This is a genomic window from Nocardioides sp. NPDC054178 (assembly GCF_055585005.1).
The window spans coordinates 93621-119974 of the sequence record NZ_JBVJKY010000003.1; the positions used below are offsets into that span (position 1 = coordinate 93621).

The following is a 26354-nucleotide window of genomic DNA, read 5'->3' on the forward strand; positions in this document are numbered from 1 at the left end:
AGCTCATCCGGGTGCTTCTCAGCCTCGCGAGGAGTTTCGTGAGCGGCCGCGGACGATGCCGATGAAGGTCTGCACCCGCTCGTCGTCGTTGTCGATCAACCAGGCCAGGCCGACCGTGGTGGGCTCGAGGCCGGCCACCGGCCGGAAGACGGCGTCCTTGCGGTGGTGGAGCCGGGCGATCGACATCGGCACGATCGCGACGCCGGTGCCGGCGGCGACGGTCTCGACGGCGTCCTTCTCGCTCATCGGCGGCCAGTCCAGCTGCGTCGCGGTCGGTGTCCAGCCCCCACGCTCGGGGATGACCAGCTGCTCCTCGGCGAGGTCGTCGAGGGTGACCTCCTCGAGCAGGGAGAGCAGGTGCTCGTGGCCCATCACCGCCACCGGCTGCTCCTCGTAGAGCGGGATGCAGTGGAGGCCGTCGCGGTCCACGGGGAGGCGGACGAGGCACATGTCGAGCTCGCCCTCGCGAAGCAGCCGCTCCTGCTCGTCCTCGGTGACCGGGACCAGCTCGAGCCGCTCGCGGCTGCGCTCTCGCCAGGTCCGGGCCCACTTGTCAGGGGTGGCTCCGGTGACGAAGCCGACGGTGAAGGTCACCCACGCATCCTCCCATCAATCGGCGCTGAATCCCGCGCTGAAGAACACGGCGTTCCGGATTGCCGGGAAGTTTCTATCGCGTGACAGGTTTGCTAACGTGAGCGATGTCAGCCGAGACCGGCTGCCGGACGAGGGAGCCGTACCCGGAGGCGCGACAAGACGGCCGTCTGGAGTGGTCATGTCCTGGCTCTTTCTTGTTGTATCAGGTGTCCTCGAGGCTGTGTGGGCGCTCGCGCTCGGCCGCACCGAGGGATTCTCGCGGCTGGTTCCCTCGATCGTCTTCGGCGTCGCCCTGATCGGCAGCCTGGTGGGTCTGGCGATGGCGATGCGCACCCTGCCGATCGGCACCGCCTACGCGGTCTGGGTCGGGATCGGCGCCGCGCTGACCGTCGGCTACTCGATGATGGCGGGCGACGAGGCGATCAGTCCCGTCCGTGTCCTGCTGATCGTCGCGCTGGTCGGCTGTGTCGTCGGGCTCAAGCTCACGCACTGAGGCTCAGGCGCGGGACAACCTGCGCGGGCGGACACGTCCGCAGACGCTTGACTCTTTCGATATGAGTGCGAAACTTACCCTCTCCGACGTTATCTATCGCACGACAGAAAAAGGCGATGCCACGGTGTCACAGATCTCGCCGCGTCCGGGTCGCGGCCGTCCACGGCTGCTCCCCGGAAAGATTGCGGCGAACCCCCGAGATCAGATCCTCGCTGCCGCTGCCGAGCTCTTCGTGAGCCGCGGGTACGCCGGCACCACCACCCGCGAGATCGCGGAGGGTGCCGGGCTGAGGCAGGCCTCCATCTACTACCACTTCGGCAGCAAGGAGGAGATCCTCGCGGTGCTGCTCGAGCGCTCGGTCCAGGACCGGGTCGAGCAGGCCGGGAAGATCGAGGCCGAGATGGGGTCGGTCACGCCCGACGTGGGCCTCTACGCCCTCGCGGTCAGCGACATGAGCGCGCTGGTCGCCATGCCCTACAACATCGGCATGCTCTACCGCCTGCCCGACGTCATCGCCTCACCCGTCTACGACCGCTACGGCCACCTCCGCGGCGACCTCGTCGCCGGCTACGGCAGGGTCGCGCAGCGCGCCGCCGTGGAGCGGGTCTCGGCGAGCAGCGGCGAGCCCGGGCTCGGCGAGCTCCTCGTGCAGATGGTCGAGAGCGTGGTCAGCCTCCGCCGTGAGAACCGGGTGGGCAGCACGACCGTCGCCACGATCGCCTCGGGCTGCCTGCGACTGTGCGGGGTCGCCGAGGACGCGATCGAGCAGGCGCGGGAGGCGGCACTCGCCGCGCTCGCGCGAGCCTGACCCTCACCCGCCGGGCTCAGTGCATCCCCGGCTCGTGGGCCAGGTGGGTCTCGGGCTCCAGTTGGAAGGTGGAGTGCTCGACGTCGAAGTGACCCGACAGACAGGCCTGGACCCGGTCGAGGACCTTTGGCGCGCTGCCGTCGAGGAAGCACTCCGGACGCAGCGTCAGGTGGGCCGAGACCGTCGGCAGGCCGGAGGTGACCGTCCAGGCGTGCAGGTCGTGCACCTCGACGACGTCCTCGACCTCCAGCAGGTGCCGGCGCAGGTCCTCGACGACGACCTCGGCCGGCGCACCCTCGAGCAGGATCCGGCCGCTGTCGCGGAGCAGGCAGACACCGGCGTACGTCATCAGGGCGACGACCACGAGCGAGGCCACCGGGTCCGCGCGGGTCCAGCCGGTGAGCAGGATGACGATGGCCGCGACGAGGGTGCCGATGAAGCCGTAGAGGTCGGAGAGGACGTGCTGGTAGGCGCCCTCGACGTTGAGCGAGGTGCGGTTGGCGCGCGCCATCAGGGCGGCCGCGAGGATGTTGACGGCGCACCCGACGAGCGCGACCACGAACATCGGCCAGCCCTCGGCGTCGGGCGGGTCGAGCAGGCGCCGGATCGCCTCCACGGCGACGACCGCGGCGAAGACGAGCAGGGTGATGCCGTTGAGCGCCGCGGAGAGGATCTCGGCGCGCTTCCAGCCGTAGGTCCACTGGCCGTGCGCCGGGCGCGCGGCCAGCCGCATCGCCCACAGCGCCGCCGCGATCGCCCCGATGTCGGTGAGCATGTGGCCGGCGTCGGCCAGCAGCGCGAGCGAGTCGGCGAGGATCGCGACCGTCACCTCACCGATCAGGAACACACCCAGGAGCGACATCGCGGCGATCAGGTAGCGCCGGTCTGCCGAGGGTGAGATGTGTTCGTGATCGTGGCCCATGATCATCGATCCTAGGCCGGAAATCCGGTTCTCGACCGCGCCGTCCCGTGGCAGGGTGATCGGCATGTCGCTCGCCGAGAACTTCCTGTCGCTGCACCTGCCCGGAAGCCCGCTGCTCATGCCCAACGCCTGGGACGCGGGCTCGGCCAAGGTCCTGGCCTCGCTGGGTTTCTCGGCGCTCGCCACCACCAGCAGCGGGTACGCCGCGACCCTGGGCCGCCTCGACGGCCAGGTCACCCGCGAGGAGGTGATCGCCCACGCCACGGCGCTGGTCGAGGCGGTCGAGGTGCCCGTCTCCGCCGACCTGGAGGCGGGCTTCGCGGCCACCACGACCGAGGTCGAGGAGACGTTCCGGCTCGCCGTGGCGACCGGTCTGGCGGGCGGGTCGATCGAGGACTACGCCGGCACCGAGAAGGACACCATCTACGTCCTGGAGGAGGCGGCCGAGCGGGTCGCCGCCGCGGCCGGCGCTGCCGGTGACGGGTTCGTCCTGACCGCCCGGGCCGAGAACCACATCCGTGGCCACGACGAGCTGGACGACACGATCACCCGCCTCCAGGCCTATCAGGAGGCCGGCGCCGACGTGCTCTTCGCGCCCGGCGTCGTCGCCGTGGAGGACGTACGCCGCCTGGTCGAGGCCGTCGACCGCCCGGTCAACGTCCTGCTGCTGCCGGGCGGCCCGACGGTCGCGGAGCTGGCCGAGGCGGGCGCGGCGCGGATCTCGGTCGGCGGCGCGTTCGCCTTCGCCGCTCTCGGTGCCCTCAAGCGGGCCGCGGAGGAATTGCTCGGCACCGGCACGACCGGCTACGCGGAGCTGGCGGCCGAGGGTGCCAAGGCGTTTCGCAGCGCTGGTTGACTGGGGGCGTGATCGATGAGCTGAGGGTCGTGCGCGCCGGGTTCGCGCCGATCAAGGGGACCAGGCACCTGCCCCACGACCGCGTGGTGCTCGACGGCCAGGGCGTCGTGGGTGACCGTGGGTTCGCGCTGGTCTCGGTCGACGAGGCCGACCCGGCCCACGGGCGGGTGCTGCGCACCGTGCAGCACCCCTCGCTGGTCGCGGTGCGGGCAGAGCTGGCCGGCGACCGGCTCGAGGTCGAGCTGCCCGACGGGGAGACCGCCTCGGCGGAGCCGGTCGCGACCGGCGAGCGGCTCACCTGCGACTACTGGGGCCGCGAGGTCGAGCTCGAGCTGCTCGGTGGCCCGCACGCGGCGCTGTTCTCGAGGTGGCTCGACCGGCCGGTGCGGCTGGCCCGTGCCCGTCGCGGTGACGTCGTCTTCGCCGGTGCTGTGTCGGTGGTGACCACGGCGTCGCTCCGGGACCTCGCGCGCCAGACCGGCCAGGACGATCTGGACGCGGCGCGGTTCCGGCCGAACCTGGTGGTCGAGACCGACGAGCCCTATGCCGAGGACGCCTGGCTCGGCCGGGAGGTCCGGGTCGGCGGGGCCACGCTCCGCATCGGCGTGCCCATCCCGCGCTGCGCCGTGATCGACGTCCGGCCGGAGACGGGGGAGCGGGACGTACGGCTGCTGAAGACGCTCGCAGCACACCGCCCGCTCAACCGCGCCGGGGAGCCGGCGTTCGGGGTCTTCGCCGAGGTCGTCCGGCGGGGGATCGTCGGCTGAGCGGGGTCTTTACCGGTCGCGGACGGCATCCGGCGGTGCGGGCCTGGGTGTGGTGCGTACTCTCCAGATGTGGATATGCAAACGCTCTTGTCGCGTGACTCCGTGAAGGTCGCCCTCGTCGTCAACGCCGGCTCCCGTCGGGGAGAGGATGCGCTGGGTTCCGTGGAGGAGAAGCTTCGGTCCGCCGGGATCGAGGACGTCCGCTCCTACGCAGTCCACTCGGGGGAGGAGCTGGAGGCCGCGCTGGACGAGGCGGCCGCCGGGAAGCCGGACCTGTTGGTCATCGGCGGCGGTGACGGGTCGGTGAGCGCCGCAGCTGGCCGCGTCGCCAACACCGATGTCGTGCTTGCCGTCATCCCGCTCGGCACCGCCAACGACTTCGCCCGCACGCTCGAGCTGGAGCTCGAGCCGCAGGCTGCGATCCAGCAGCTGCTCGAGGGCAAGGTCATCAACGTCGACATCGGCAGGGCAAACGGCCACGCCTATCTCAACGTGGCTTCGTTCGGTCTCTCCGTCGCGGTGACCGAGGCGCTGAGCCCGGGGATGAAGAAGCTGATCGGGCCCGCGGCCTACCCGGTGGCGACGCTGAAGGCCTACCGCGATCACACCCCCTTCACCGCACGGCTGGAGTTCCCGGAGGGCGACCACGAGACGGTCGAGTTCGAGGACCTGCTCCAGGTCGCCGTCGGCAACGGCCGCCACTACGGCGGTGGCAACACCGTCTCGCCCAACGCCTCGGTCGACGACGACCTCCTCGACGTCTACGCGATCGTGCGAGGCAAGCTGAGCGACCACGTCTCCATCGCCCGGCTGCTGAAGAGCGGCCATTTCGTCGAGCACGAGCAGGTGCACCACACCACCACCCGCGCCGTGCGGATCACCACCGAGGAGCCGATGCCGATCAACCTCGACGGAGAGATCCTCACCGAGACGCCGGCCGACTTCACGCTCGAGAGCAACGCCATCCACGTCGCCGTGCCGATGCGCAGTCGCGCCGGCCGTCTCGACGGCCCGCCGCCGGACGCCAGCGACGAGCGGACCGAGGCGTAGACCAGACCCTAGGGGCGCCCGGCCCTCGGCACGTCGACCCGGATCGCCAGCAGCCGGGCCTCGGCGTTGGCCTTGCGCGGCTCCTCGAAGAAGTCGGGCGCGGCGCAGGCGTACAGCGTCTTCCCGTCGCTGCCGCCCAGCATGCACGCGAAGACCCCGCCGCCCGGCTCGATCTGCTCCAGGATCTCGCCACCCTCGGCGACCCTGACCAGCCGGCCGAAGACCGCGTCGGCGGTCCACACGGCGCCCTCGGCGTCCAGGCAGCAGCCGTCGGGCGCGAGCACGGCATCGCCCATCGCCTCCGCGAACGCGGTGTGGGTGGTGAGCTCGCCGAACTTCGCCCACGTACGCCGGTTGGTCAGCGACCCGTCCTCCGCGATGTCGAACGCGCTGATCCGGTTGCCGCAGGTCTCGTCCACGATCAGCGTGCCGTCCTCGGTGATCACGCTTCCGTTGGGGAACCACAGGTCGTCGGCGACCTCGGTCACCGTCCCGTCCGGGTCGACCCGCAGCAGCACCGTCGGCGCCACGTCGGCGCCCGCCATGATGTCGAAGCCGAAGTTCCCGACGTACGCCCGGCCCTGCTCGTCGACCACCATGTCGTTGAGGTGGTGGCTGACGTGGCCGCTGAGGTCGGCATGGGTCACCAGCGACCCGTCGGACTCGCGGCGCAGGATCCGCCTGTCGTTCATCGACACCACCAGCAGATGGCCGTCGGGCAGCCAGCCCAGCCCCGAGGGCTGCCCCGGCACCTCGGCCTCCACCTTCAGGTCCGACCCGTCCTCCCGGGCCGAATAGACCTTGTAGGAGTAGAAGTCGACGAACCAGATCCGGTCCTCGTGCCATCGCGGGCACTCCAGGAAGTGCAGGTCCTTCACGACGGTGGTGATCTCTCGAACCACGGCAGATGCTCCTTTGCTCGGCTGGCCCCCATCATGCCGAGAAGTCGGCCCCGTCGGGCGAGAAGTCACCTACGCGAATCGAGATGGCACCGACGTGACGTCTCGGCCGACGCGGGTGACGTCTCGGCCGACGGGGCCGACGCCTCGGCTACTCCTCCAGTCGCCAGGCGGCCTTGAGGGAGAGCTGGCCGCCGGTCTGGAGCAGGGCGCGGCTGTAGAGGCGCTCCGCGAGACGGACCAGGGCGATCCCGAAGGCGAGGAGCAGGATGATGGCGATGATCGGCTCCCACCAGGCGGCGGTGCCCTCGACCAGGCGCATCGGCATCAGCACGGCCGAGAGCGGCGGGACGTACGAGCCGATCTGCTCGCCGACGCCGTCGAGGTAGAGGGCGCCGAAGAACATCACCATGAGCAGCATCGTGATCGGGGTGGAGGAGGACTGCAGGTCCTCGGTGCGGGAGGCGAGCGCGCCCGCGACGGCCCACAGGGTGGAGAGCACCACGAAGCCGATCAGGAAGAAGACCACGAACCAGCCGATCGCGCCGGACAGGGCCGGTAGCGCGAAGCTGAAGTCGGTCAGGCTCAGCCCGACCAGTCCGACGGCGACATAGATGAGCATCTGGCCGACGGCGATGACGGCGTTGCCGATGATCTTGCCGGCGAGGAGCTGCCGCAGGGGTACGGCGGCGGCGATCATCTCCACGATCCGCGACTGCTTCTCCTCCACGACGCTGTTTGCGAGGGTCATCCCGAACATGATCGAGGCGAAGTAGAAGACGATCGCGAGGGCGTACCCGACGACGTAGCGGATCGCGGTCAGCTCGCTGTCGCCCTCGAGCTGCTCCACGGCGACCGTCGAGCCCTGGGTCAGCTCGGCCGCGGTGGTGCCGGCCGCGTCGGCGTTGCCGGCCAGCACGATCGCCTCGACCGCCTGGCTGACGACGTCGCGCAGTTCGGAGTCGGCGTCGTCCAGGGTGACCAGGGTCCAGCCGTCGGTGGCCGGCCGCAGGTAGGCGTCGACCTGCTCCTCCTCGAGCGCGTGCCGCGCGGCATCGGCGTCGTCGACGGCGACCGGCTCGATGCGTACCTTCTCGTCGATCTCGGAGGCCCGCTCGGCGATGCCCTCGACCATCGCCTGCGAGGCGGTGGTCGAGTAGGCGAGGTCGTAGGTCTTCTCCCGGCTCTCGCTCCACGCGGTGAAGCCGAGCACACCCACGATCACCGCGAGCATCACCGCGGTGCCGATCAGCGTCGACTTGTCCGTGGCGCGGACCGCGATCTCGCGGCGGGCGACGATCTGCCACACCGGCTGCTGGCGGCTCATGCGGTGACCTCCCGGTAGATCTCGGACAGACGGGGCACGACGCGGTGGAAGTCGAGCACGTTGCCGCGGCTGGTGGCCTCGGTGAGCAGCTTCTGCTCGGCACCGGCGGAGACGACCTCGATCTCGGCCTCGGGGCCGGAGACGTCGCGGACGTGGAGCCCCGGCAGGTCGCGTACCCAGCCGGCGTCGCCGTCGAGGACGACCCGGTAGCGCAGAGCGGCGTCGGCGCGCAGGTCCTCGCCGGTGCCCTGGGTGACCACCCGGCCGCGGGCCATCACGACCAGCCGGTCGCACAGCCGGTCGACGAGATCGAGCTGGTGGGAGGAGAAGACGACGGGTACGCCGTCGCGAGCATGCTCGCGCAGCAGGTCCGCCATCGCGTCGATGGCGTCGGGGTCGAGCCCGGAGAACGGCTCGTCGAGGATCAGCGCCATCGGCGCGGGGACGAGGGCGGCGATGATCTGGACCCGCTGCTGGTTGCCCAGGGACAACTTCTCCAGCGGGTCCTTCATGCGCCCGCCGAGCCCGAACCGCTCCAGCAGCGCGGAGATCTCCCGGCGCGCGTCGGCGGTGGTCATGCCGCGCAGGCGCGCCAGGTAGACCAGCTGGTCCAGGATCGGCTGCTTGGGGTAGAGGCCGCGCTCCTCGGGCATGTAGCCGAACCGGCGCCGGTCCTCGCGGGTGACCTCGTGGCCCTGCCAGGACACCGTCCCGGCATGCGCGGCGAGCACCCCCATGATCATCCTCATGGTGGTGGTCTTCCCGGCACCGTTGCCGCCCACGAACCCGGTGAGCCCACCGGACGGGACCGGGAAGGACACCTCGTCGACGGCGACCATGTCGCCGAAGCGACGGGTCAACCCGCTGACCTCGAGCATCGAAACTCCTCTACGTCGGAAACGAACGGGCTCCACGCTATTTCAGTGCCGCGCCCGGCGGATCCGTCGCGAGGATGACCCCGGACTCACCCGTTGGGCGGGCCGGCGGGGAGAAGGCCGTGGCGGTGGATGAAGACCACCGTCTGGACCCGGTCGCGCAGCTGCAGCTTGGCCAGGCACGCCGACACGTGGGTCTTCACGGTCGCCTCGGTGAGGAACAGCCGGCGGGCGATCTCGTTGTTGCTCAGACCCTCGCCGATGAGCAGGAGCACCTCGCGCTCGCGGGCGGTGAGCAGGTCGAGCTCCTTGGGCGGCCGCGGTCTCGGCGCCGAGGGCGCATTGTCGCTGGTCACCCGGCCGATCACGCGCATCGTGACCTCCGGGGCGAGCAGTGCGTGCCCGTCGGCGGCGGCCCGCACCGCCTCGGCCAGCGAGTCGGGGTCGGCGTTCTTGAGCAGGAACCCGCTCGCGCCGGCGGCGAGCGCGTCGAAGAGGTAGTCGTCACGGTCGAAGGTGGTCAGGATGATCACCTTGGCGTGCCCCTCGGCGACCACCGTACGCGTCGCCTCGATGCCGTCGGTGCCGGGCATCTGCACGTCCATCAGCACCACGTCGGGCCGCAGCTCGCGAGCCTTGGCGATCGCCTCGGCGCCGTCGGAGGCCTCGCCGACCACCGAGATGTCGTCCTCCATCGAGAGGATGAGACGGAAACCCGAGCGCACCAGCTGCTGGTCGTCGGCGAGCAGCACCCGGATCATCGCGCCGCACCCGCCGACGCGACGGGGGACTCGAGCGGGAACCGGACCCGCACCCGATAGCCCTGCACGGCTCGGGGCCCGATGTCGACCTCCGCCTTCCGGACGGCCGCCCGTTCGCGTACGCCCAGCAGGCCCAGGCCGCTGCCCGAGGTGCCGTGGCGGGGCCGGCCGTTGTCGGTGATCTCGACCTCGGCGTACGGCGCGGCCGCGGCGCGGTCGACGCGGAGGACGACCTGGGCGCGGTCGGCGGTGGAGTGGCGGCGTACGTTGGCCAGCGCCTCCTGGACGATCCGGTAGACCGAGTGGGCCAGGGGGAGCGGGAGGTCCGAGACCGGACCGACGGCCTCGTAGTCGACCCGTAGGCCGCTCTCGCGCACCTCGTTCAGGAGCGCGGGCAGGTCCTCCAGCCGCGGCTCGGGGCGGCGTACGCCTTCGGCCTCCGTGTCGGAGTCGCCGGCCGGGTCGCGCAGCGTGCCGAGCAGCGAGCGCATCTGGGTGACCCCCTCGCGGGCCGAGGCCTCGACGTTGCCGAGCGCCTCGGCGGCGCCCTCGATGTCGTCGGGGCGACCGCGCTCGAGCAGCTTGCGGCCGGCGGCCGCCTGGACCCCGACGACCGCGACGTGGTGGGCGACGACGTCGTGCAGCTCGCGGGCGATCCGCAGCCGCTCGTCGATCACGGCGCGGCGCTGGAGCTGTCCCGACTGGGCGGCGATGGTCATGGCCTGCTCGGCCAGCTCGGCCTTCTGCCGGGCGCCGCGCCAGGCGACCTGGCCGCCGACGATCGCGCCGGCGAAGTAGAGCAGGTTCATCATCGTGGTGAGCAGCACGTAGGCGGTGACCGGGCCGACGAGCCAGGAGCCTTCCGCGTCGGCGGTCGCCTCGCGGATGTCGTCGACACCGCTGCCGACCGCGAACTGCCAGGAGAGCCAGGCGAACATGAACAGGGTGATCAGCCCCATCACGACCACCATGTCCCGCCGGCGGCGGGCCCAGGCGGCCCCGGCGAAGAAGGCGACGAAGTAGATGATCTGCATGGGCAGCAGCCCCATCACGATCGGGAGCCACACCCCGGTGACGAACATGTGGAGCGCGGCCAGGAGCGCGATCGTGAGCGGGAAGCGGCGCCTGAAGACGAGCAGCGCCGCGCCGATGACCACGGCCGCCCACTCGACCCAGGTCGGCGCGTCGCTGGAGTCGAGCGTCCCGACTCCCCGGATCAGCTCCAGGGTGACCAGGCTCGCGACCAGCACGACCGCGCCGACCAGCCAGTCGCCGAGCGTGATCGAGCCTTCCCGCTCCCAGTCGTCGTCGGTCGCGAAGAACGTCGCCAGCCGGCCGGAGGAGCCGTCGTCGTGCACAGTCACCCGGCCACCCTAGTTCGGTCGGCGGACCAGGTCCTCAGTCTCGAGTCGGAGTCTGGCGGGCGGCTGGCGGGTTAGTCCGGGAGCGAACTGTCCATTTACTGGCGAGTAATAGACAGTTCGCTCCCGGACTACCCGAACTCAGCGGGAGCCGGCGGAGCGCTGGCGCTTGCGGGCGCGGGAGCCGGGGCGGCTCTTGCGGGTGCCAGTGCCTTCGCCGGCGGGGCGGCGCGGGGGCTGGGTGACGACCGGCACGAACGGGCCGGGGCGGCTGCGCTCGCCGGGCGCGAGCTCGACCAGGATGGGGTGCGAGGGCCCGTCGAGACGGGTGGTGGTCGGCTTGATGCCGGCGGCGCGGGTGAGGGTGCGGACGTCCTTGACCTGGTCGGGCAGCATCAGGGTGACCACGGTGCCGGAGGCACCGGCGCGGGCCGTACGACCGGAGCGGTGCAGGTAGGCCTTGTGCTCGGCGGGCGGGTCGGCGTGGACGACGAGGGTGACGTCGTCGACGTGGATGCCGCGGGCCGCGATGTCGGTGGCCACCAGGGTGGTCGCCCGGCCGGAGTGGAAGGCCTCCAGGTTGCGCACGCGGGCGTTCTGGGAGAGGTCGCCGTGGAGCTCGACGGCCGGGATGCCGGCGCGGCCGAGCTGGCGGGCGACGCCCTTGGCGCCGTGCTTGGTGCGGGTGAAGACGACGGTGCGGCCGGGAGCGGCGGCCAGGTCGGCGAGCACAGGGATGCGGTGCTCGCGGGCGGAGAGGTGCAGCACGTGGTGCTCCATCTCGGCCACCGGCGACTGCGCGGAGTCGGCCTCGTGGACGACCGGCTCCTGGAGGAACTGCTTGACCAGCACGTTGACGCCCTTGTCGAGCGTGGCGCTGAACAGGAGGCGCTGGCTGCCCTTCGGCGTCATCGTCAGCAGGCGGCGCACGGCGGGCAGGAAGCCGAGGTCGGCCATGTGGTCGGCCTCGTCCAGCACGGTGACCTCGATCGAGGACAGGTCGGCGTGACGCTGCGCGATCAGGTCCTCGAGCCGGCCGGGGCAGGCGAGGACGACGTCGGCACCCTTGCGCAGGCCGATGACCTGCGGGTTCTGCCCGACACCACCGAAGACGGTCTGCACGCTCAGGCCGGCCTCCGCGGCGAGCGGCCGCAGCGACTCCTCGATCTGGCGGACCAGCTCACGGGTCGGGGCGAGCACGAGCGCCCGCGGCTTGCCCGACTTCGCCTTGGCGCCACCCGCGAGGCGGGCGACGAGCGGGATCAGGAAGGCGTACGTCTTGCCCGACCCGGTCCGCCCGCGACCGAGCACGTCGCGCCCGGCGAGGGAGTCCGGCAGGGTCGCGGCCTGGATCGGGGTGGGGGAGGTGATGCCGTGGTGGTCGAGAACGGCGGTGAGGTCTGCGGGCACGCCGAGCGCGCTGAAGCTCTGCTGAGACAAGGAGTCAACTTTTCAAGCGAGGTGTCTCGCCATAATGAGTTGCCGGGCCAACAGGTCCGCGAGAGCGGCCGGGGGCAAGACCGGAACGGGCCGCTGATGGATCAGATACTACTGGTAGGTGACCCGTCCACCAGAATCGCCGGTGCCGTGTCTCGCATCACGCCCAGGGGTCGACGAGGATCTTCGCGTGCGTCTCCGGGTCGGCCAGGTCCGAGAACGCCTGGGCGACGCCGTCGAGCCCGACGGTGCCGGTGTGCAGCGGCGAGGGGTCGACCTTCCCGCCGGCGATCAGCTCCAGCGTGCGCGCGAACTCCGCCGGGTCGTAGCCGAAGACGAAGCGCAGGTCGATCTCCTTGTGGATCGCGATCGCCGGCCGGATCGTGTCCGGCTCCATGCACACCCCGACCACCACGACGCGCGTGTGCAGCGGCGCCGCGGTCATGATCTGCTCGAGCATCCCGGGCACCCCGACGCACTCGAAGACGACCGGACCCGTCGGCGACTGCCCGAGGCGGTCGGCGTTGAGCAGCACCGTCTCCCAGGGGAGCAGCGGGATGCGGCGCACGACCTGCATCGCGTCGATCCCGAAGCCCAGGTAGTCGGTCAGCGAGCCCACCGGACCACGCTGCTTGTAGGCGTCCCAGGGCGAGGACTCGCGCGGGTCGACGACCACGTCGGCACCGCACTCGACCGCGAGCGCGCGACGCGCAGGGGAGAGGTCGGACGCGACCACCGTCTTCACCCCCTGCGCCTTGAGCATGAGGATGACGGCCAGCCCGATCGGGCCGCAGCCGATCACCACGGCCGGGCGTCGTGCGGAGAGCGCGCCGCGGCGTACGGCGTGGAAGGCGACGGCCAAGGGCTCGGTGAAGACCGCCCGGTCGGGGTCCACGTCATCGGGGACGGGGAAGGTGAACGCCTCCTGGACCACGGTGTACTCCGCGAAGCCGCCGGGGGAGTCGATGTCGAAGCCGACCATGTGGACCGCGCCGTCGGTGCGCAGCACCGGCAGCGCCGCCACCGAGGTGCCCGGCTCCCAGCGACCGCGGGTCTCGGGGCCGTAGGCGACGACCGAGCCGAGGATCTCGTGGCCCAGCACGATCTCCTGCTCGGGCGTCATCGCGGTGGTGTAGCCGAGCTCGGTGACGACCTCGTTGAGCTCCTCGGCGTGCTGGCGCACGTGCAGGTCGGAGCCGCAGATCCCGGTGCGCAGCACCTTGATCAGCAGCTGGCCCGGCCCGGGCTCCGGGCGTGGCACCGACTGCACCGAGAGCTCGCCCTTGTGGACCACGGTTGCGCGCATCTGTGTCACGACGCCGACGCTACCTCACTGCGCCGGCAGCGATCCGGCGGAGGTGATCCGGTGCAGGTGGGCGGTGAGCGAGTGCACGTGGTCCACGCGCGGCAGCCGCAGCGCGGCGCCGGTGACCAGGTGCAGGGTGACGTCGATGCGCGGGTTGGCCTTGCGCTCGTCGACGACACCGGTGTCGATGCCGGTCACGTCCTCCCAGAGGATGACGTCGGTGTGTCGGGCGTGCTCCAGGACCAGGCCGCCCTCGTAGAGCCCGAGGTCGACCGCGACCGGACGCTGCAGCCCGAGCCAGGTCAGCCGGAACCCGAGGATCAGCCCGGTGAGCGCGACCAGACCCCCGGCCACCAGAAGAACCGTCGGCCAGTGCGGCCGGGTGGCCATCCAGGCACCGAGCGCGATGAGAGCCGGGCCGAGGACCAGCCCGACGGGCACCAGCCACGCCCGTCCGTGCGCGGGGTGGGTGCTCAGCCGGATGCCGAGGTCCTCGGTGAGCGTCTCCTCGCCCGGCGTACGCAGCCACGCCCGCCGCCGCGGCAGCACCAGCAGCCCGAGCGCGGTGAGCGCGATCCCGCCCCAGAGCACCGGGTCACGACCCATCCCGAGGATCCGGGCCGGCCACGGGTTGATCGCATGCTCCCCGTAGGCATCGGAGTCGACGACCCACATCCGGAAGGTCGCCTTCGACGGGTCGGGGTCGCGGCCGATGTCGCGCAGGGTGCCGTGGATGCTTCCGGTGACCCGCTCGCCGTCGACGCTCCATCGGCCCCGGCAGGAGAGGATCTCGCCGGTGGCGCTGTCGAAGTCGCACCGCTCCACCACGCTCACCTCCGCCCACTGTCCGCTGTTCCACCGGTCGGCGGCCTGCTGCGCCACGACGGTGGCCGGGAACAGCATCGCCAGCGCGCCGAGGCCCAGGGTGACCAGGACGATGGCGATCGAGGTACGTCGCTGCAGCCGGAGGACCCGGCGGGACGGGTCGATGAGACGGGACTTGGGGCCGGTGGTGGGGAGCACGAGGCCTTTCACATCAGAGTCTGGGAGGGGTGTCGGAAGTCTAGTCGCGTGCCCCCATGGGTTCCCGTGAACCCCTGAGGCGTACGAAAGAGGCTGCTCGACGACCGTATCTGACACGGGTTCACCCATTCGCAGTACGCCGTCGGCGACGGATACGATCGGAGCGCCGCGCGAGCATCGCGGTCCACACATCACTGGAACCCACAGGAGCATCCGTGTCCGAGATCAAGATCGCCGTACTCACCCCCGACGGGCGCGAGGAGCGGACGGTCACTACGGGCACGAAGGCGTGGGAGCTCTTCGCGGACAACCCTGACGTGATCGCCGCGCGGGTCGGGGACGACCTGAAGGACCTCGCCTACGAGCTCGCCGACGGCGACGAGGTCGAGGGTGTCCTGATCGACTCCAAGGACGGCCACGACATCCTGCGCCACTCGACCGCGCACGTGATGGCGCAGGCGGTGCAGGAGCTCTTCCCGGAGGCCAAGCTCGGCATCGGACCGCCGGTGACCGACGGCTTCTACTACGACTTCGACGTCGAGACCCCGTTCGTGCCCGAGGATCTCGTCAAGATCGAGTCCCGGATGAAGAAGATCATCAAGGCCAACCAGAAGTTCTCCCGCCGGGTCACCACCGACGACGACGCCCGCGTCGAGCTGGCCGACGAGCCCTACAAGCTCGAGCTGATCGGCCTCAAGGGCTCGGCCGCCGAGGCTGCCGAAGGGGCCGGTGCCGAGGTCGGCGGTGGCGAGCTGACCATCTACGACAACCTCGACCGCAACGGCGAGATCGCGTGGAAGGACCTGTGCCGAGGCCCGCACCTGCCGACCACCAAGCGGATCCCGGCCTTCAAGCTGATGCGGTCCGCCGCGGCGTACTGGCGAGGCGACGAGAAGAACAAGCAGCTCCAGCGCATCTACGGCACCGCCTGGGAGTCCAAGGAGGCGCTCGACGCCCACCTGGCCCGGATCGAGGAGGCCGAGCGCCGCGACCACCGCAAGCTCGGTCGCGAGCTCGACCTGTTCTCCTTCCCGGACGAGATCGGCTCCGGCCTCCCGGTCTTCCACCCCAAGGGCGGGATCATCAAGCGGGAGATGGAGGACTACGTACGCGCCAAGCACATCGAGCACGGCTTCGAGTACGTCGGCACCCCTCACATCGCGCGTGAGCAGCTCTTCCACACCTCGGGCCACCTGCCCTACTACGGCGACGGCATGTTCCCGGCGCTGGACGTAGACGGCCAAGACTACCGCCTCAAGGCGATGAACTGCCCGATGCACAACCTGATCTTCCGTTCGCGCGGGCGCTCCTACCGCGAGCTGCCGCTGCGCCTGTTCGAGTTCGGGTCGGTCTACCGCAACGAGAAGTCCGGCGTCATCCACGGGCTCACCCGCGTGCGCGGCTTCGCCCAGGACGACTCCCACTCCTACTGCACCAAGGAGCAGGCGCCGGCCGAGGTCAAGCACCTGCTCGACTTCATGCTGACCGTGCTCAAGGACTTCGGTCTCGACGACTTCTACCTCGAGATGTCGACCCGCGACGACGCCAACAAGGACAAGTTCGTCGGCAGCGACGAGGACTGGGCCGAGGCCACCAAGATCCTCGAGGACGTCGCCTCCGAGACCGGTCTCGACCTCGTGCCCGACCCCGGCGGCGCGGCGTTCTACGGACCCAAGATCTCCGTGCAGGCCAAGGACGCGATCGGCCGCACCTGGCAGATGGGCACGGTCCAGTACGACTTCAACCAGCCCTCCGCGGACCGGTTCAACCTGGAGTACCAGGCCGCCGACGGCACCCGCCAGCAGCCGGTGATGATCCACTCGGCGAAGTTCGGCTCGATCGAGCGCTTCCTGGGCGTTCTCGTGGAGCACTACGCCGGCGCCATGCCGCCGTGGCTCGCCCCGGTCCAGGTGGAGATGATCCCGGTCGCGGACGCCTTCAACGACTACGTCTACGACATCGCCGGCAAGCTGAAGAAGGCCGGCGTACGCGTCGAGGTGGATGAGTCGAGCGACCGCTTCCAGAAGAAGATCCGCAACGCCCAGCTCCAGAAGATCCCGTTCATGCTGATCGCCGGTGGCGAGGACGTCGAGAAGGTCGCGGTCAGCTTCCGCTACCGCGACGGCCGCCAGGAGAACGGCATCCCCGTCGACGAGGCGATCGAGCGGATCGTCGCCGCCGTGGAGTCCCACGAGCAGGTCTGAGCAGAGCGACGCTCAGCTGACGATCGGCCCCTGGTGCTCCGCACCAGGGGCCGATGTCGTCGTGACGAAGGCCTACACCGCCGCCGTCTCCGCGGAGATCTCTGCCTTGGCCCTCGCCTTGGCGCGTACGCCCAGGTAGAGGACCAGGGCCCCGCACACCGCGGAGGGCACCGCCATCGCGAGGAAGAACTGCTCGGCGCTCCAGCCGCCGGCGAGCATGGCACCGACGACCATCGGGCCGAGGATGCCACCGACACGACCGATGCCGAGCGCCCAGCCGACGCCGGTGGAGCGGACGTCGGCGGGGTAGAAGACCGCCGCGAGCGCGATCACGCTCTTCTGCCCACCACTGACCGAGCAGCCGGTCAGGAAGATGGCGGTCAGCAGCACCCACACGGGCGCGCCGAGGGCGAGGCTCATGATCGTCAGGAACCCGCAGCCGACGAAGTAGAGCGTGCTCAGTGCACCGAACGCCCCCAGCCGGTCCATCGCCGGTCCGACCACGAAGGCGATCGCGATGCCGCCGATCGTCGTCATCGAGGCGGCGGTGGCCAGGGTCGAGCTGGAGTAGCCCTGCTCGGTCAAGATGGTGGGCATCCAGCTCTGCAGGCCGTAGAACATGGCCAGGTTCAGCGCGAAGACCAGCCAGAGCAGGAGGGTTCCGAGCAGCTGTCCGCCCCCGACGACCTCACGGAGCCTGACCTGCTTGCCCTGTGCCTCCGACTCGGTCTCCACCCGCGGTGTGCCGACCGTGGGAAGGTCGCGGTCGATCTTGCGGCACAGCGCGTACGCCGCCTCGTGGCGGTCACGCCGGGCCAGGAAGTTCAGCGACTCGGGCAGCCGCCAGGCCAGGACGACCGTGAGCAGGAGCGGGGCGAGCGCGCCGACGAGGAAGACCGAGCGCCAGCCGTGGGCCGGGATCAGCCAGTCCGCGACGTAGTTGGCCGCGACGAAGCCGAGGGAGAACCCGCAGTAGATGGCGAGCACGAAGCTGGCGCGCACCTTCTTGGGGCTGAACTCGGCGGTGAGCGCGATCGTGCTGGGTGTCGCCGCGCCCAGGCCGATGCCGGTGACCAGTCGCATCACCAGCAGCTGGGCTTCGTTCTGCACCCACACCGAGGCGAGGGTGGTGAGCGCGAAGAGCAGGACACCGCCGAGCACCAGCCGCTTGTGGCCGAACCTGTCCGAGAGCGGTGCGACCAGCAGGTAGCCGATCATCAGACCGACGAGGGCCGCCGAGAAGATCGGGCCGAGATCGGCCTTCTCCAGGCCCCAGTCGGCGCTGATGGCCGGGGCCATGTAGTTGATCGCCTGGGTGTCGAACCCGTCGAGGAACATCACCAGACCGCAGAGCAGGACGGTGCCCGCCTGGAAGCGGCCGGTGCGGCGGGAGTCGATGAAGTCGGGGAGACGTACGGCGCCCCCGCCCGTGGTTGTTGTTGCTGACATGTGGACCCTTCGGAAGCTCGGAGGAGTTCAGGACGCGTTCGCGGCGCCCGAGGACACGAATGCGTCTGCGTGGAAGCGCTCGGGGTTGAAGCTGCGCTCCGTGATCAGTGCGTTGACGGCGGCGATGGTCATGGCCTCGCTGCCGCAGGCGTACACGTCGTGCTGGTCCAGGTCCGGGTAGTCGGCCAGCAAGGCGTCCTGCACCCACCCCGTCGCGCCCGTCCAGCTGGGGTCGGGACGCGAGACGACGGGGGTGAAAGTGAGCCACTCGTAGCGCTGCGTCAAGGTGCGGACCATGTCGGCGTCGTAGAGGTCAGCAGCGGTGCGACCGCCCCAGTAGAGATGGATGGGGCGGCTCAGGCGTCGGGCGATGTGGTCGAGGATGATCGACCGCATCGGTGCGAAGCCGGTGCCGGTGGCGAGCAGGATGATGGGGGAGTCCCCGTCGGCGACATGGAACTCGCCGAACGGGGCCTCGATCTCCACCTCGTCGTGGAACCGGAGGTAGGAGAGGATCTTGTCGGAGAAGGCGCCACCCGGCTCGTGCCGGATGTGCAGCTGCAGCGCATCGTTGTGCTGCGGGCTGTTGGCCATCGAGTAGGGCCGGGTGTCTCCGTCGGGCAGGATGATGTTGACGAACTGGCCGGCCTTGAACGGCGTACGTCGCCCGATCGGGTAGCGCAGGTCCAGGATCGTGATCCCGTCGGTCGCGGGCTTGATCTTGAACACGGCGGTGGTGAGCTTCTTGCGAACCGGGGGTGTGCTCTCCTGGATCCGCCTGGGTGTGATCTCGACGTCGCCGGTCGGCTTGGCACGGCAGAACTGCACGTTGTCGGCCGGACCGCAGACCACTCCCTGGTTCGGGGTGTCCAGGCTCCCGGCGTTGAGGGTGCCCTCGCAGGTCGCGCAGACGCCCTTGCGGCAGGAGTAGGGGATGGCCCAGCCGGCGGTCTCGGCCGCGTCGAGGACGGACTGGCCCTCCTCGGCGGTGAACGAGATGTCGGTGTCGGCGACGCTGATCGTGTGCGTCATCACGCCTCCTTCGGGGTGAACAGGCTGAGCGCGGACAGCAGGGCCGAGGGGTCGGCGACGCCCTGTCCGGCGATGTCGAATGCCGGGCCGTGCCCGACGCTGGAGAACGGCACACCGGCGCCGATGGTGACCGCCGCGGCGGTGCGGCCGGCGAGCAGCTTGACGGGGATGTGTCCCTGGTCGTGGTACATCGCCAGGTAGCCGTCGCACTGCGGGTCACCGAGCAGTACGTCGGCCCCGGTCGGGCCGGTGATGTCGATGCCCTCGCCACGCAGCCTCTCGGCCGCCGGTCCGGAGACGGTCAGGTCGTCCTCGCCGAAGAGCCCGCCCTCGCCGGCATGACAGTTGATGCCGAACATGCCGAGCCGAGGTGCGGGGGTGCCCATCGACTCGAGCGCCCGGTGGAGCGCCCGGCCCGCGGAGGCCACCAGGTCGACGCTGAGCCGCTCGAGCGACTCGGCCATCGACAGGTGCAGGGTGGCATGGGCCACCCGCAGACCGCCTCCCACCAGCATCAGGAAGACCTGGTCGGCCGGGGTGCCGGTCAGCTCCGCGACGAGCGGCGGATAGCCGGCGAAGCCGATCCCGGCCGCATGCACCGCGGACTCCGAGTGCGGGCCGGCGACGATCCCGCGGTAGCCGCCCTGCCTCGCCAGTGCCACGGCGGCGCGTGCGTACGCGATCGTGGCGGCACCCGCCTCGGGACGTACCTCGCCCACTCGGAGCTGGTCGGAGGTCAGTGCGCCGACATCGACCACGTCGCATACTCCGGTCTCGGCGAGGAGCCCGGGCTCGGCCGTACGCAGCTCGATCCCGTGCGCGGCGGCCGGCCCTTCGAGCGCGCACCGGTCGCCGATGACGACCGGTGCGGCGCAGCCGAGCTCGGCGACCGCCTTCATCGCGATCTCCGGGCCGATCCCGAACGGGTCGCCGGTGGTGAGGAGGAGCCTGGGGGACACGCTCACAGCGGCAGCACCAGGAGAGTGTCGGTGCGGGTGCTGTCGCAGACCACGACGCGCTTCTTCAGCAGGGCCTTGCCGTCGACGAAGACGTGCTCATCGAGGTAGCGGCCGCTGGCGAAGACGTCGGTCGGGCCGTTGCCGGTGATCCGGACGACCAGGAAGGAGGTCTCGCTGGTGGCGCCGGCCCCGCTCTCCTCGAGGATCGCCGGCTGCCCGAGCAGGTGGCGGTAGGAGTGCGGCTCGTAGATGTTGGCTTCCTTGAGCGCGGAGATGCGGTCCTTGAGCATCGCCTTGTTGTTCGCCCAGATGACACCGGCAGGCAGGCCACGACGGTGGTTGTCGGCGGTGGTCACCTTGTAGAAGGCGTCGTCGGTGAAGTGCTCGGGCCAGTCCTCGATGGGGCCGTCGTCGATCGTGCGGACATAGCTGCCCTGGGCGCGACTGATCAGGGTGAAGGCGTCCATCACTTGCTCTCCTCGATGCTGAAGCCCATGGCCTCGCGGTAGACCTTCCAGAAGCCCCGGATGGAGGCCTCGGTCACCCGGCTCTCGCTGGAGACCGCCTCCTGGCCGCCCATCTGGACCGTGGCGAACTCGCCGCTGGCGCCGGCGATGCCACGCTGGACGAAGCCGCCGATGGCGCCGTCCTCCATCGAGACGTACCCGGCGGGGCCGACCAGGTTGGACTGCTTCATCCGGACCAGCTGCTGCTCCTCGGTGTCGTCCTCGAAACCGAGGTAGGTCCAGTGGAGGTCGGTGGTGTCGACGCCGGTCGGCAGCACCTGGCGTACGGCGATCGAGTTCTGGATCTGCTGCAGCACGAAGCCGGGGTAGACCGAGAGGATCTGGAGGGTGATGTCGTCGCCGACCTCGCTGAAGCTGTCGACCAGCGAGGGGTCCTCGAGCTGGTACTCGGAGTCGGAGCGGATCTTCTGGTCCTTGTAGTGCTCGCCGGACTCGGCCTCACGGTTGATCGCGGACCAGCTGACGTGGTGGGCGCCGCTCTCCGAGACGACGATGCCGCCCTTCTGGTTCAGCTTGTTGAGCCCGAAGGTGGTGAAGAACAGGTGCAGGATGCTCGCGTGGTAGGAGTCCTTGACGTTCTCGATGTAGAGCTTCCAGTTGTTCGGCAGGTTCTGGGTGAAGCGACCCAGCACCACCGGCTTGCGGCCGCCGAGGACACGCTCGATGCGGTCCAGGATCTCCTGGCCGAGGTAGTCCTCGATGTCGGGGACGTCGTTGTCGAGGCTGCCGAAGATCAGCCCGTGGACGTTGGCGAGCCGGAGCCTGCGGGGGCTGTGCGCCTTCTTGCAGAAGTCGGAGCCCATACCGCCCTTGCCGTTGATGCCCTCCTCGAAGGCGACGCCGGTCAGGTCGCCCTGGAGGTTGTAGGTCCAGGCGTGATAGACGCAGGTGAAGTCCTTGGCGTGGCCGTAGTGGTCCATCGCGATGAGGGAGCCGCGGTGCGCGCAGCGGTTCTCGAAGGCGTAGATCTCGCCGTCGAAGTCGCGGGTCACCAGCACCGGCTGCTCGCCGATGAAGGTTGCGCAGTAGTCGCCGGGCTCACCGAGCTCGGCCTCCAGGCAGAGGTAGCTCCAGAACGGTCCGTGGAAGATGTTCTGCTGCTCGGCGCGGTAGACCTCCGCGTCCTGGAACACCCAGTAGGGAACCTTGCTGAGCGCCTGGGGCCACTCGCGTGCGGCCATGGTGGTGGTCGCCTCTGACATCCGTCCTCCTGATCAAGATATTTCACTTGCGTTCGGATAGCGAACACATGTATGTTTTCCGAACAGGACATACCAAAGTGGCTTTTGTCACAGGTGTCAAGAAGGGACGGCGACATGAGCGAGGGAATGGCCGGGCTGGCCAAGGGCCTGGCGGTGCTGGAGGCGTTCGGCCGGGAGACGCCGAGACTGACGATCAGCGACGCCGCGCGGGCGACCGGGCTCAGTCGCGCGGCGGCTCGGCGCTGCCTGATGACCCTGGTCGAGGCGGGCTATCTGACCTTCGACGAGAAGTTCTTCAGCCCGACCCCGAGGGTGCTCCGGCTCGGGGCGATCTACGCGGACGCGGTGCCCCTCCCGCAGCTGGCGCGGCCCCATCTCACCGCCCTGAGGGAGGCGTTGGACGAGTCGGTCTCGCTCGCTGTGATGGAGGGCGACGAGTCCCTCTTCGTGGCTCGTAGCGAGGTGGCACGCGTCTTCGACGCCGGCGTACGGGTCGGGGCGCGGCTCCCGCTGTTTGCCTCAGCAACCGGACATGCCCTGCTGGCCGGTCTCGACGATCAGGACCTCGACGCCTATCTCGAGCGGGTCGAGCTGGTGGCGCGTACGTCTCGGACGATCCTCGATCGCGAGCGGTTGCGCGAGCGGATCGAGGATGTCCGGCGCGAGGGGGTCGCGGTCAGTGACGAGGAGCTCGAGATCGGGCTGTTCGCGTTGGCGGTGCCGGTCAAGGACGCGCGCGGGGTCACGGTGGCCTCGATCTCGGTCAGTGCGGCGGTGGCGCGACTCGATGTCGTGGAGTTCCGGAGCCGGTGTGGCGACGCCCTGGTCCGGCATGCCGAGCAGCTAGGTCGTCAGCTCTGAGGCGGCACATATTTAGATGTGACACTCCGTCGCGCGTACTCTTGTTATCGGGACGCGTGTCCGGGTAACGTGGGTCACGTCGTCAGCAGCTCAACGTAGAACTCAACGATGAAGGAGCGATCGTCATGACCGCCGTTCAGGATGAGAAGTCCACCGGATACGTCCGCCAGGGCAAGCAGGCCTACCTCGACACGCTTCGCACGCTGTCCGAGGCCTCGGTGGAGGTCAACTTCGACCCGTTCAAGGACATCGACTGGGACTCCGCCGAGCTGGAGGTGCGCCCGGACGACGAGCGCTGGATCCTCAACGACGCCGACGAGATCGGTGCCCACCCGTGGTACAAGGCGCTGTCCAAGCAGCGCCAGATCGAGATCGGGATGTACCGCTGGGCCCAGGTCGCCAAGGTCGGGCTGCAGTTCGAGCAGCTGCTCATCGGCGGCGTCATGAACCACCTGGTCTGGTCGGAGAACAACAACCCGGAGTTCCGCTACGCGACTCACGAGGTGACCGAGGAGACCCACCACACCCAGATGTTCCAGGAGTTCGTCAACCGGGTGAACCCCGACGTGGCGGGCGCACCGACCTACTTCAAGGTCCTGGTGCCCTTCATGGCCTCGGCGGGCGCGTTCTTCCCGGAGGCGTTCTTCACCGGCATCCTCGCCGGTGAGGAGCCGATCGACCACCTGCAGAAGGGCGCGATGCGCGCCGGCGGCAGCCACCCCGCGGCCAACCGGATCATGCAGATCCACATCGCCGAGGAGGCGCGCCACATCGGCTTCGCCCACCAGTACCTCGAGCAGCACGTGCCCGAGCTCGGCCGGGTGAAGAAGACCCTGCTGGCCTACCTGTTCCCGGTGATCATGCGCCTGCTGTGCGACGTGATCATGGTCCCGAGCAAGCAGGCCCGCTACGACATGGGTATCCCGGGCGAGGTCGCCCGTGAGATCTGGTGGAAGTCGGAGGACTCCGAGAAGCTGCTGCGTGACCTCTTCGGTGACGTACGCCTGCTGGCCGACAACCTCGGCATCCGCAAGGGACCGGCCAAGCTGCTGTGGAAGCTGACCGGCATCGACGGGCGCGCCTCGCGCTTCCGCGCCGAGCCGCGCGCGGCGTCCTACTGATCCCCTGAGCCCGTTGTCCTAGAACGGTAGTCACCTGTGCCTCACGTCGTCACCCAGTCGTGCTGTGCCGACGCCTCGTGCGTCGTCGCCTGCCCGGTCAACTGCATCCATCCCGCCCCGGGCGAGCCCGGCTTCGGTGAGGCCGAGATGCTCTACGTCGACGCCAAGAGCTGCGTCGACTGCGGAGCCTGCGTCACGGCCTGCCCGGCCGACGCGATCGTCCCGCACACGACCCTGACGCCCGCGCAGACGCCGTTCCTGGCGATCAACGCGGAGTACTTCGAGGTCTTCCCGCACAAGGACCGCACCCCGCTCGCGCTGGTCCACCCCCAGCGCCGCCTGACCCGCACCGGACCGTTCCGGGTCGCGGTCGTCGGCGCCGGGCCGGCCGGGATGTACGCCGCCGACGAGCTGCTCAAGCACCCCGAGATCACCGTCGACGTCTTCGACCGGCTGCCGACGCCGTACGGCCTGGTCCGGGCCGGCGTCGCGCCCGACCACCAGAACACCAAGCAGGTCGAGAGGCTCTTCGCCCAGATCGAGTCGCAGCCCGGGTTCCGCTACTTCCTGGGCGTCGAGGTCGGCAAGGACGTCTCCCACGCCGAGCTGACCGCGCGCTACCACGCCGTCGTCTACACCGTCGGCGCGGCGAGCGACCGGCCGCTCGGGATCGAGGGCGACGACCTGCCCGGCTCGCTCAGCGCGACCGACTTCGTCGGCTGGTACAACGGCCACCCGGACAAGCAGGACCTGCCCATCCACCTCGACGCCGGGTCCATCCCCTCGGGGCGGGTCGTCCTGGTCGGCAACGGCAACGTGGCGCTCGACTGCGCCCGGATCCTCGCCGAGGACCCGGAGCGGCTGGCCGGCACCGACATCGCCGAGGGACCGCTGGCGGTCCTGCGTGACAGTGCGGTGCGAGAGGTCGTCGTCCTCGGGCGCAGGGGGCCCGGGGAGGCGGCCTTCACCGTGCCGGAGCTGGTCGGGCTGATGGGCCACACCGGCGTCAACGTGGTCGTCGACACGGGGGACCTCCCGATCGAGGAGGCGCTGGCCGGCGGCGACACCACCGTCCGGCTGCTGCGCGAGCTCGCCGGCCGCGAGGTGCGTCCGGAGCTGCGTACGATCGTGCTCTGCTTCCTCAGCTCGCCGGTGCGCGTGCTGGGCGAGGGCCGGGTCACCGGCGTCGAGGTCGGCCGCAACCGCCTCGAGCGCGACGAGAACGGTGTCGTCCGGGCGGTTCCCACCGGCGAGACCGAGGTCCTCGAGACGGGGATGCTGCTGCGCGCGGTCGGCTACAAGGGCCTGCCCGTGGCCGACCTCCCCTACGACGCCGCGACCGGCACCGTCCCCAACGAGCGCGGCCGGGTGCTCCCGGGCGTCTACGTCGCGGGCTGGGTCAAGCGTGGTCCCAACGGCTTCATCGGCACCAACAAGTCCGACGCCGAGGAGACGGTCGAGCAGGTGCTCGACGACCTCGACGGTGACCGGGTCCCGGCCCCGGTGGGCGATGCCCGCGAGATCACCGCGATCGTACGCAGCCGCCAGCCCGGCATGGTCGACCTGGCCGGCTGGCAGGCGATCGACCGCGAGGAGAAGCGGCGCGGAGCCGAGACCGGGCGCCCGCGGGTCAAGATCACCGATGTCGAGGAGATGCGGGGCATCGCGGCGAAGTCGCGGAAACCCCGATACGCTCTGGGTCGTCGCAAGGAGCGCTGAGACGCTCTCGCGACACCGGGGTGATTCGGGAGCACGGGAGCAGGGGGAGACGCGGGTGGCCGGAGAGAAGCGCGATGGTCGGCAGGATCGGTGGAGCAAGCACAACGAGCAGCGCCGCCAGCAGATCATCGATGCCGCCATCGCGGTGATCGAGGCCGGTGAGCCCGGCGGCGACGTGCAGGTGCAGCAGATCGCGGTGCGCGCCGGCCTCTCGCGCACGGTCATCTACCGCCACTTCGAGGACCGCGCCGACCTCGACCGGGCCGTGCAGCAGGCGATCCTCGACGGGCTCTGGTCCGACCTGATGCCCGGGATCACCCTGGACGGCACCGTGCCGCAGATCATCGAGCGGATCATCGGCACCTACGTCCGCTGGGCCCGGGCCCATCCGGCGCTCCACCTCGCCGCCGACCACGACATCGACGGCGGCGACGACGGCCCATTCCAGCAGGGCATGGAGCAGCTGGCCGGCCGGATCGCGGCGATCGTCGGCACCGCCGTGATCGCCCTCGGGGGCAACCCCACCGAGGAGGAGGCCGAGGCCCTGGACCCGCTGATCTACGGTCTGGTCGGCGCGGTCTTCGGTGCCGTACGCCGCTGGCTGACCCGCACCGGCGAGCGCCTGCCGGCCGAGACGCTGGAGCGGCTCACCGCGCAGTCCATCTGGTTCGTCATCGATGGTCACGCGCGCGGGTTCGGGATCGAGCTCGATCCCGACCTTCCCCTGGAAGAACTCCTGTCCAAGGACATCCTCGCGGTATAACCTCCCGGTATCACCCGGCCGCACGGCCGTTCAGTCCA

General features: G+C 70.1%; 25 protein-coding genes and 1 riboswitch. Of the genes, 10 read left to right on the forward strand and 15 right to left on the reverse strand.

Annotated elements, in window-relative coordinates:
* Positions 1-18: 18 nt before the first annotated feature.
* A complete protein-coding gene (locus ACZ6WN_RS13015; RefSeq protein WP_465865064.1) occupies positions 19-594 on the reverse strand; it encodes a LysR family substrate-binding domain-containing protein in 576 nt (191 codons plus the stop codon).
* A 104-nt stretch (positions 595-698) separates the two neighbouring features.
* Positions 699-762: riboswitch (guanidine-III (ykkC-III) riboswitch) on the forward strand.
* 10 nt (positions 763-772) lie between these two features.
* On the opposite strand from ACZ6WN_RS13015, the gene ACZ6WN_RS13020 reads away from it, so the two are divergent.
* Both ACZ6WN_RS13020 and ACZ6WN_RS13025 read left to right on the forward strand, forming a co-directional pair.
* A complete protein-coding gene (locus ACZ6WN_RS13020; protein ID WP_350658900.1) occupies positions 773-1087 on the forward strand; it encodes a DMT family transporter in 315 nt (104 codons plus the stop codon).
* Positions 1088-1211: 124 nt separating this feature from the next.
* A complete protein-coding gene (locus ACZ6WN_RS13025) occupies positions 1212-1895 on the forward strand; it encodes a TetR/AcrR family transcriptional regulator (protein ID WP_465865065.1) in 684 nt (227 codons plus the stop codon).
* A 16-nt stretch (positions 1896-1911) separates the two neighbouring features.
* Here the strand turns inward: ACZ6WN_RS13025 and ACZ6WN_RS13030 are convergent, their stop codons facing one another.
* Entirely contained in the window at positions 1912-2823 is a 912-nt protein-coding gene (locus tag ACZ6WN_RS13030; RefSeq protein WP_465865842.1) for a cation diffusion facilitator family transporter, read from the reverse strand.
* A 58-nt stretch (positions 2824-2881) separates the two neighbouring features.
* On the opposite strand from ACZ6WN_RS13030, the gene ACZ6WN_RS13035 reads away from it, so the two are divergent.
* The 3 genes from ACZ6WN_RS13035 to ACZ6WN_RS13045 all read left to right on the forward strand — a co-directional run bounded on the left by ACZ6WN_RS13035 (position 2882) and on the right by ACZ6WN_RS13045 (position 5490).
* Positions 2882-3673, forward strand: a complete 792-nt coding sequence (locus tag ACZ6WN_RS13035; protein WP_465865066.1) for an isocitrate lyase/PEP mutase family protein — start codon at positions 2882-2884, stop codon at positions 3671-3673.
* 8 nt (positions 3674-3681) lie between these two features.
* Complete coding sequence (locus ACZ6WN_RS13040) at positions 3682-4440, forward strand: MOSC domain-containing protein (protein ID WP_465865067.1); 759 nt, start codon at positions 3682-3684, stop codon at positions 4438-4440.
* Between the two features lie 102 nt (positions 4441-4542).
* Positions 4543-5490: a lipid kinase gene (locus tag ACZ6WN_RS13045; RefSeq protein ID WP_465865068.1), complete on the forward strand. Its 948-nt coding sequence runs from the start codon at positions 4543-4545 to the stop codon at positions 5488-5490.
* A gap of 8 nt (positions 5491-5498) precedes the next feature.
* On the opposite strand, the gene ACZ6WN_RS13050 is transcribed toward ACZ6WN_RS13045, so the two are convergent.
* The 8 genes from ACZ6WN_RS13050 to ACZ6WN_RS13085 all read right to left on the reverse strand — a co-directional run bounded on the left by ACZ6WN_RS13050 (position 5499) and on the right by ACZ6WN_RS13085 (position 14479).
* Entirely contained in the window at positions 5499-6392 is an 894-nt protein-coding gene (locus ACZ6WN_RS13050; protein ID WP_465865069.1) for an SMP-30/gluconolactonase/LRE family protein, read from the reverse strand.
* 148 nt (positions 6393-6540) lie between these two features.
* Positions 6541-7716: an ABC transporter permease gene (locus ACZ6WN_RS13055; RefSeq protein ID WP_465865070.1), complete on the reverse strand. Its 1176-nt coding sequence runs from the start codon at positions 7714-7716 to the stop codon at positions 6541-6543.
* Entirely contained in the window at positions 7713-8594 is an 882-nt protein-coding gene (locus ACZ6WN_RS13060) for an ABC transporter ATP-binding protein (protein ID WP_465865071.1), read from the reverse strand. The genes ACZ6WN_RS13055 and ACZ6WN_RS13060 overlap by 4 nt, the downstream gene beginning before the upstream one ends.
* An 86-nt stretch (positions 8595-8680) precedes the next feature.
* On the reverse strand, positions 8681-9352 hold the full coding sequence (locus tag ACZ6WN_RS13065; RefSeq protein ID WP_465865072.1) for a response regulator: 672 nt from the start codon (positions 9350-9352) through the stop codon (positions 8681-8683).
* Complete coding sequence (locus tag ACZ6WN_RS13070) at positions 9349-10716, reverse strand: sensor histidine kinase (protein WP_465865073.1); 1368 nt, start codon at positions 10714-10716, stop codon at positions 9349-9351. Before ACZ6WN_RS13070 ends, ACZ6WN_RS13065 begins: the two co-directional genes overlap by 4 nt.
* Before the next feature lie 138 nt (positions 10717-10854).
* Positions 10855-12153: a DEAD/DEAH box helicase gene (locus ACZ6WN_RS13075; protein WP_465865074.1), complete on the reverse strand. Its 1299-nt coding sequence runs from the start codon at positions 12151-12153 to the stop codon at positions 10855-10857.
* A gap of 157 nt (positions 12154-12310) precedes the next feature.
* Complete coding sequence (locus tag ACZ6WN_RS13080) at positions 12311-13456, reverse strand: zinc-binding dehydrogenase (RefSeq protein WP_465865844.1); 1146 nt, start codon at positions 13454-13456, stop codon at positions 12311-12313.
* Positions 13457-13480: 24 nt separating this feature from the next.
* Positions 13481-14479 (reverse strand): hypothetical protein, encoded by a 999-nt coding sequence (locus ACZ6WN_RS13085; protein ID WP_465865075.1) that lies wholly within the window; start codon positions 14477-14479, stop codon positions 13481-13483.
* Between the two features lie 215 nt (positions 14480-14694).
* On the opposite strand from ACZ6WN_RS13085, the gene thrS reads away from it, so the two are divergent.
* A complete protein-coding gene (gene thrS / locus ACZ6WN_RS13090; protein ID WP_465865076.1) occupies positions 14695-16683 on the forward strand; it encodes a threonine--tRNA ligase in 1989 nt (662 codons plus the stop codon).
* A gap of 72 nt (positions 16684-16755) precedes the next feature.
* On the opposite strand, the gene ACZ6WN_RS13095 is transcribed toward thrS, so the two are convergent.
* From ACZ6WN_RS13095 to ACZ6WN_RS13115, 5 genes are read right to left on the reverse strand one after another with little or no spacing between them, the layout of a single operon-like run.
* Positions 16756-18132, reverse strand: a complete 1377-nt coding sequence (locus ACZ6WN_RS13095) for an MFS transporter (RefSeq protein WP_465865077.1) — start codon at positions 18130-18132, stop codon at positions 16756-16758.
* Positions 18133-18159: 27 nt separating this feature from the next.
* Positions 18160-19164: a 2Fe-2S iron-sulfur cluster-binding protein gene (locus ACZ6WN_RS13100; RefSeq protein WP_465865078.1), complete on the reverse strand. Its 1005-nt coding sequence runs from the start codon at positions 19162-19164 to the stop codon at positions 18160-18162.
* Positions 19164-20123: a PdxA family dehydrogenase gene (locus ACZ6WN_RS13105; protein ID WP_465865079.1), complete on the reverse strand. Its 960-nt coding sequence runs from the start codon at positions 20121-20123 to the stop codon at positions 19164-19166. Before ACZ6WN_RS13105 ends, ACZ6WN_RS13100 begins: the two co-directional genes overlap by 1 nt.
* 2 nt (positions 20124-20125) lie before the next feature.
* Complete coding sequence (locus ACZ6WN_RS13110) at positions 20126-20590, reverse strand: aromatic-ring-hydroxylating dioxygenase subunit beta (RefSeq protein WP_465865080.1); 465 nt, start codon at positions 20588-20590, stop codon at positions 20126-20128.
* Positions 20590-21852 (reverse strand): SRPBCC family protein, encoded by a 1263-nt coding sequence (locus ACZ6WN_RS13115; RefSeq protein WP_465865081.1) that lies wholly within the window; start codon positions 21850-21852, stop codon positions 20590-20592. Before ACZ6WN_RS13115 ends, ACZ6WN_RS13110 begins: the two co-directional genes overlap by 1 nt.
* 114 nt (positions 21853-21966) lie before the next feature.
* On the opposite strand from ACZ6WN_RS13115, the gene ACZ6WN_RS13120 reads away from it, so the two are divergent.
* The 4 genes from ACZ6WN_RS13120 to ACZ6WN_RS13135 all read left to right on the forward strand — a co-directional run bounded on the left by ACZ6WN_RS13120 (position 21967) and on the right by ACZ6WN_RS13135 (position 26316).
* Complete coding sequence (locus ACZ6WN_RS13120; protein WP_465865082.1) at positions 21967-22713, forward strand: IclR family transcriptional regulator domain-containing protein; 747 nt, start codon at positions 21967-21969, stop codon at positions 22711-22713.
* A gap of 125 nt (positions 22714-22838) precedes the next feature.
* On the forward strand, positions 22839-23834 hold the full coding sequence (locus ACZ6WN_RS13125) for an AurF N-oxygenase family protein (protein ID WP_465865083.1): 996 nt from the start codon (positions 22839-22841) through the stop codon (positions 23832-23834).
* Between the two features lie 36 nt (positions 23835-23870).
* Complete coding sequence (locus ACZ6WN_RS13130; protein WP_465865084.1) at positions 23871-25553, forward strand: FAD-dependent oxidoreductase; 1683 nt, start codon at positions 23871-23873, stop codon at positions 25551-25553.
* Positions 25554-25608: 55 nt separating this feature from the next.
* Positions 25609-26316 (forward strand): TetR/AcrR family transcriptional regulator, encoded by a 708-nt coding sequence (locus ACZ6WN_RS13135; protein WP_465865085.1) that lies wholly within the window; start codon positions 25609-25611, stop codon positions 26314-26316.
* Positions 26317-26354 lie beyond the last annotated feature (38 nt).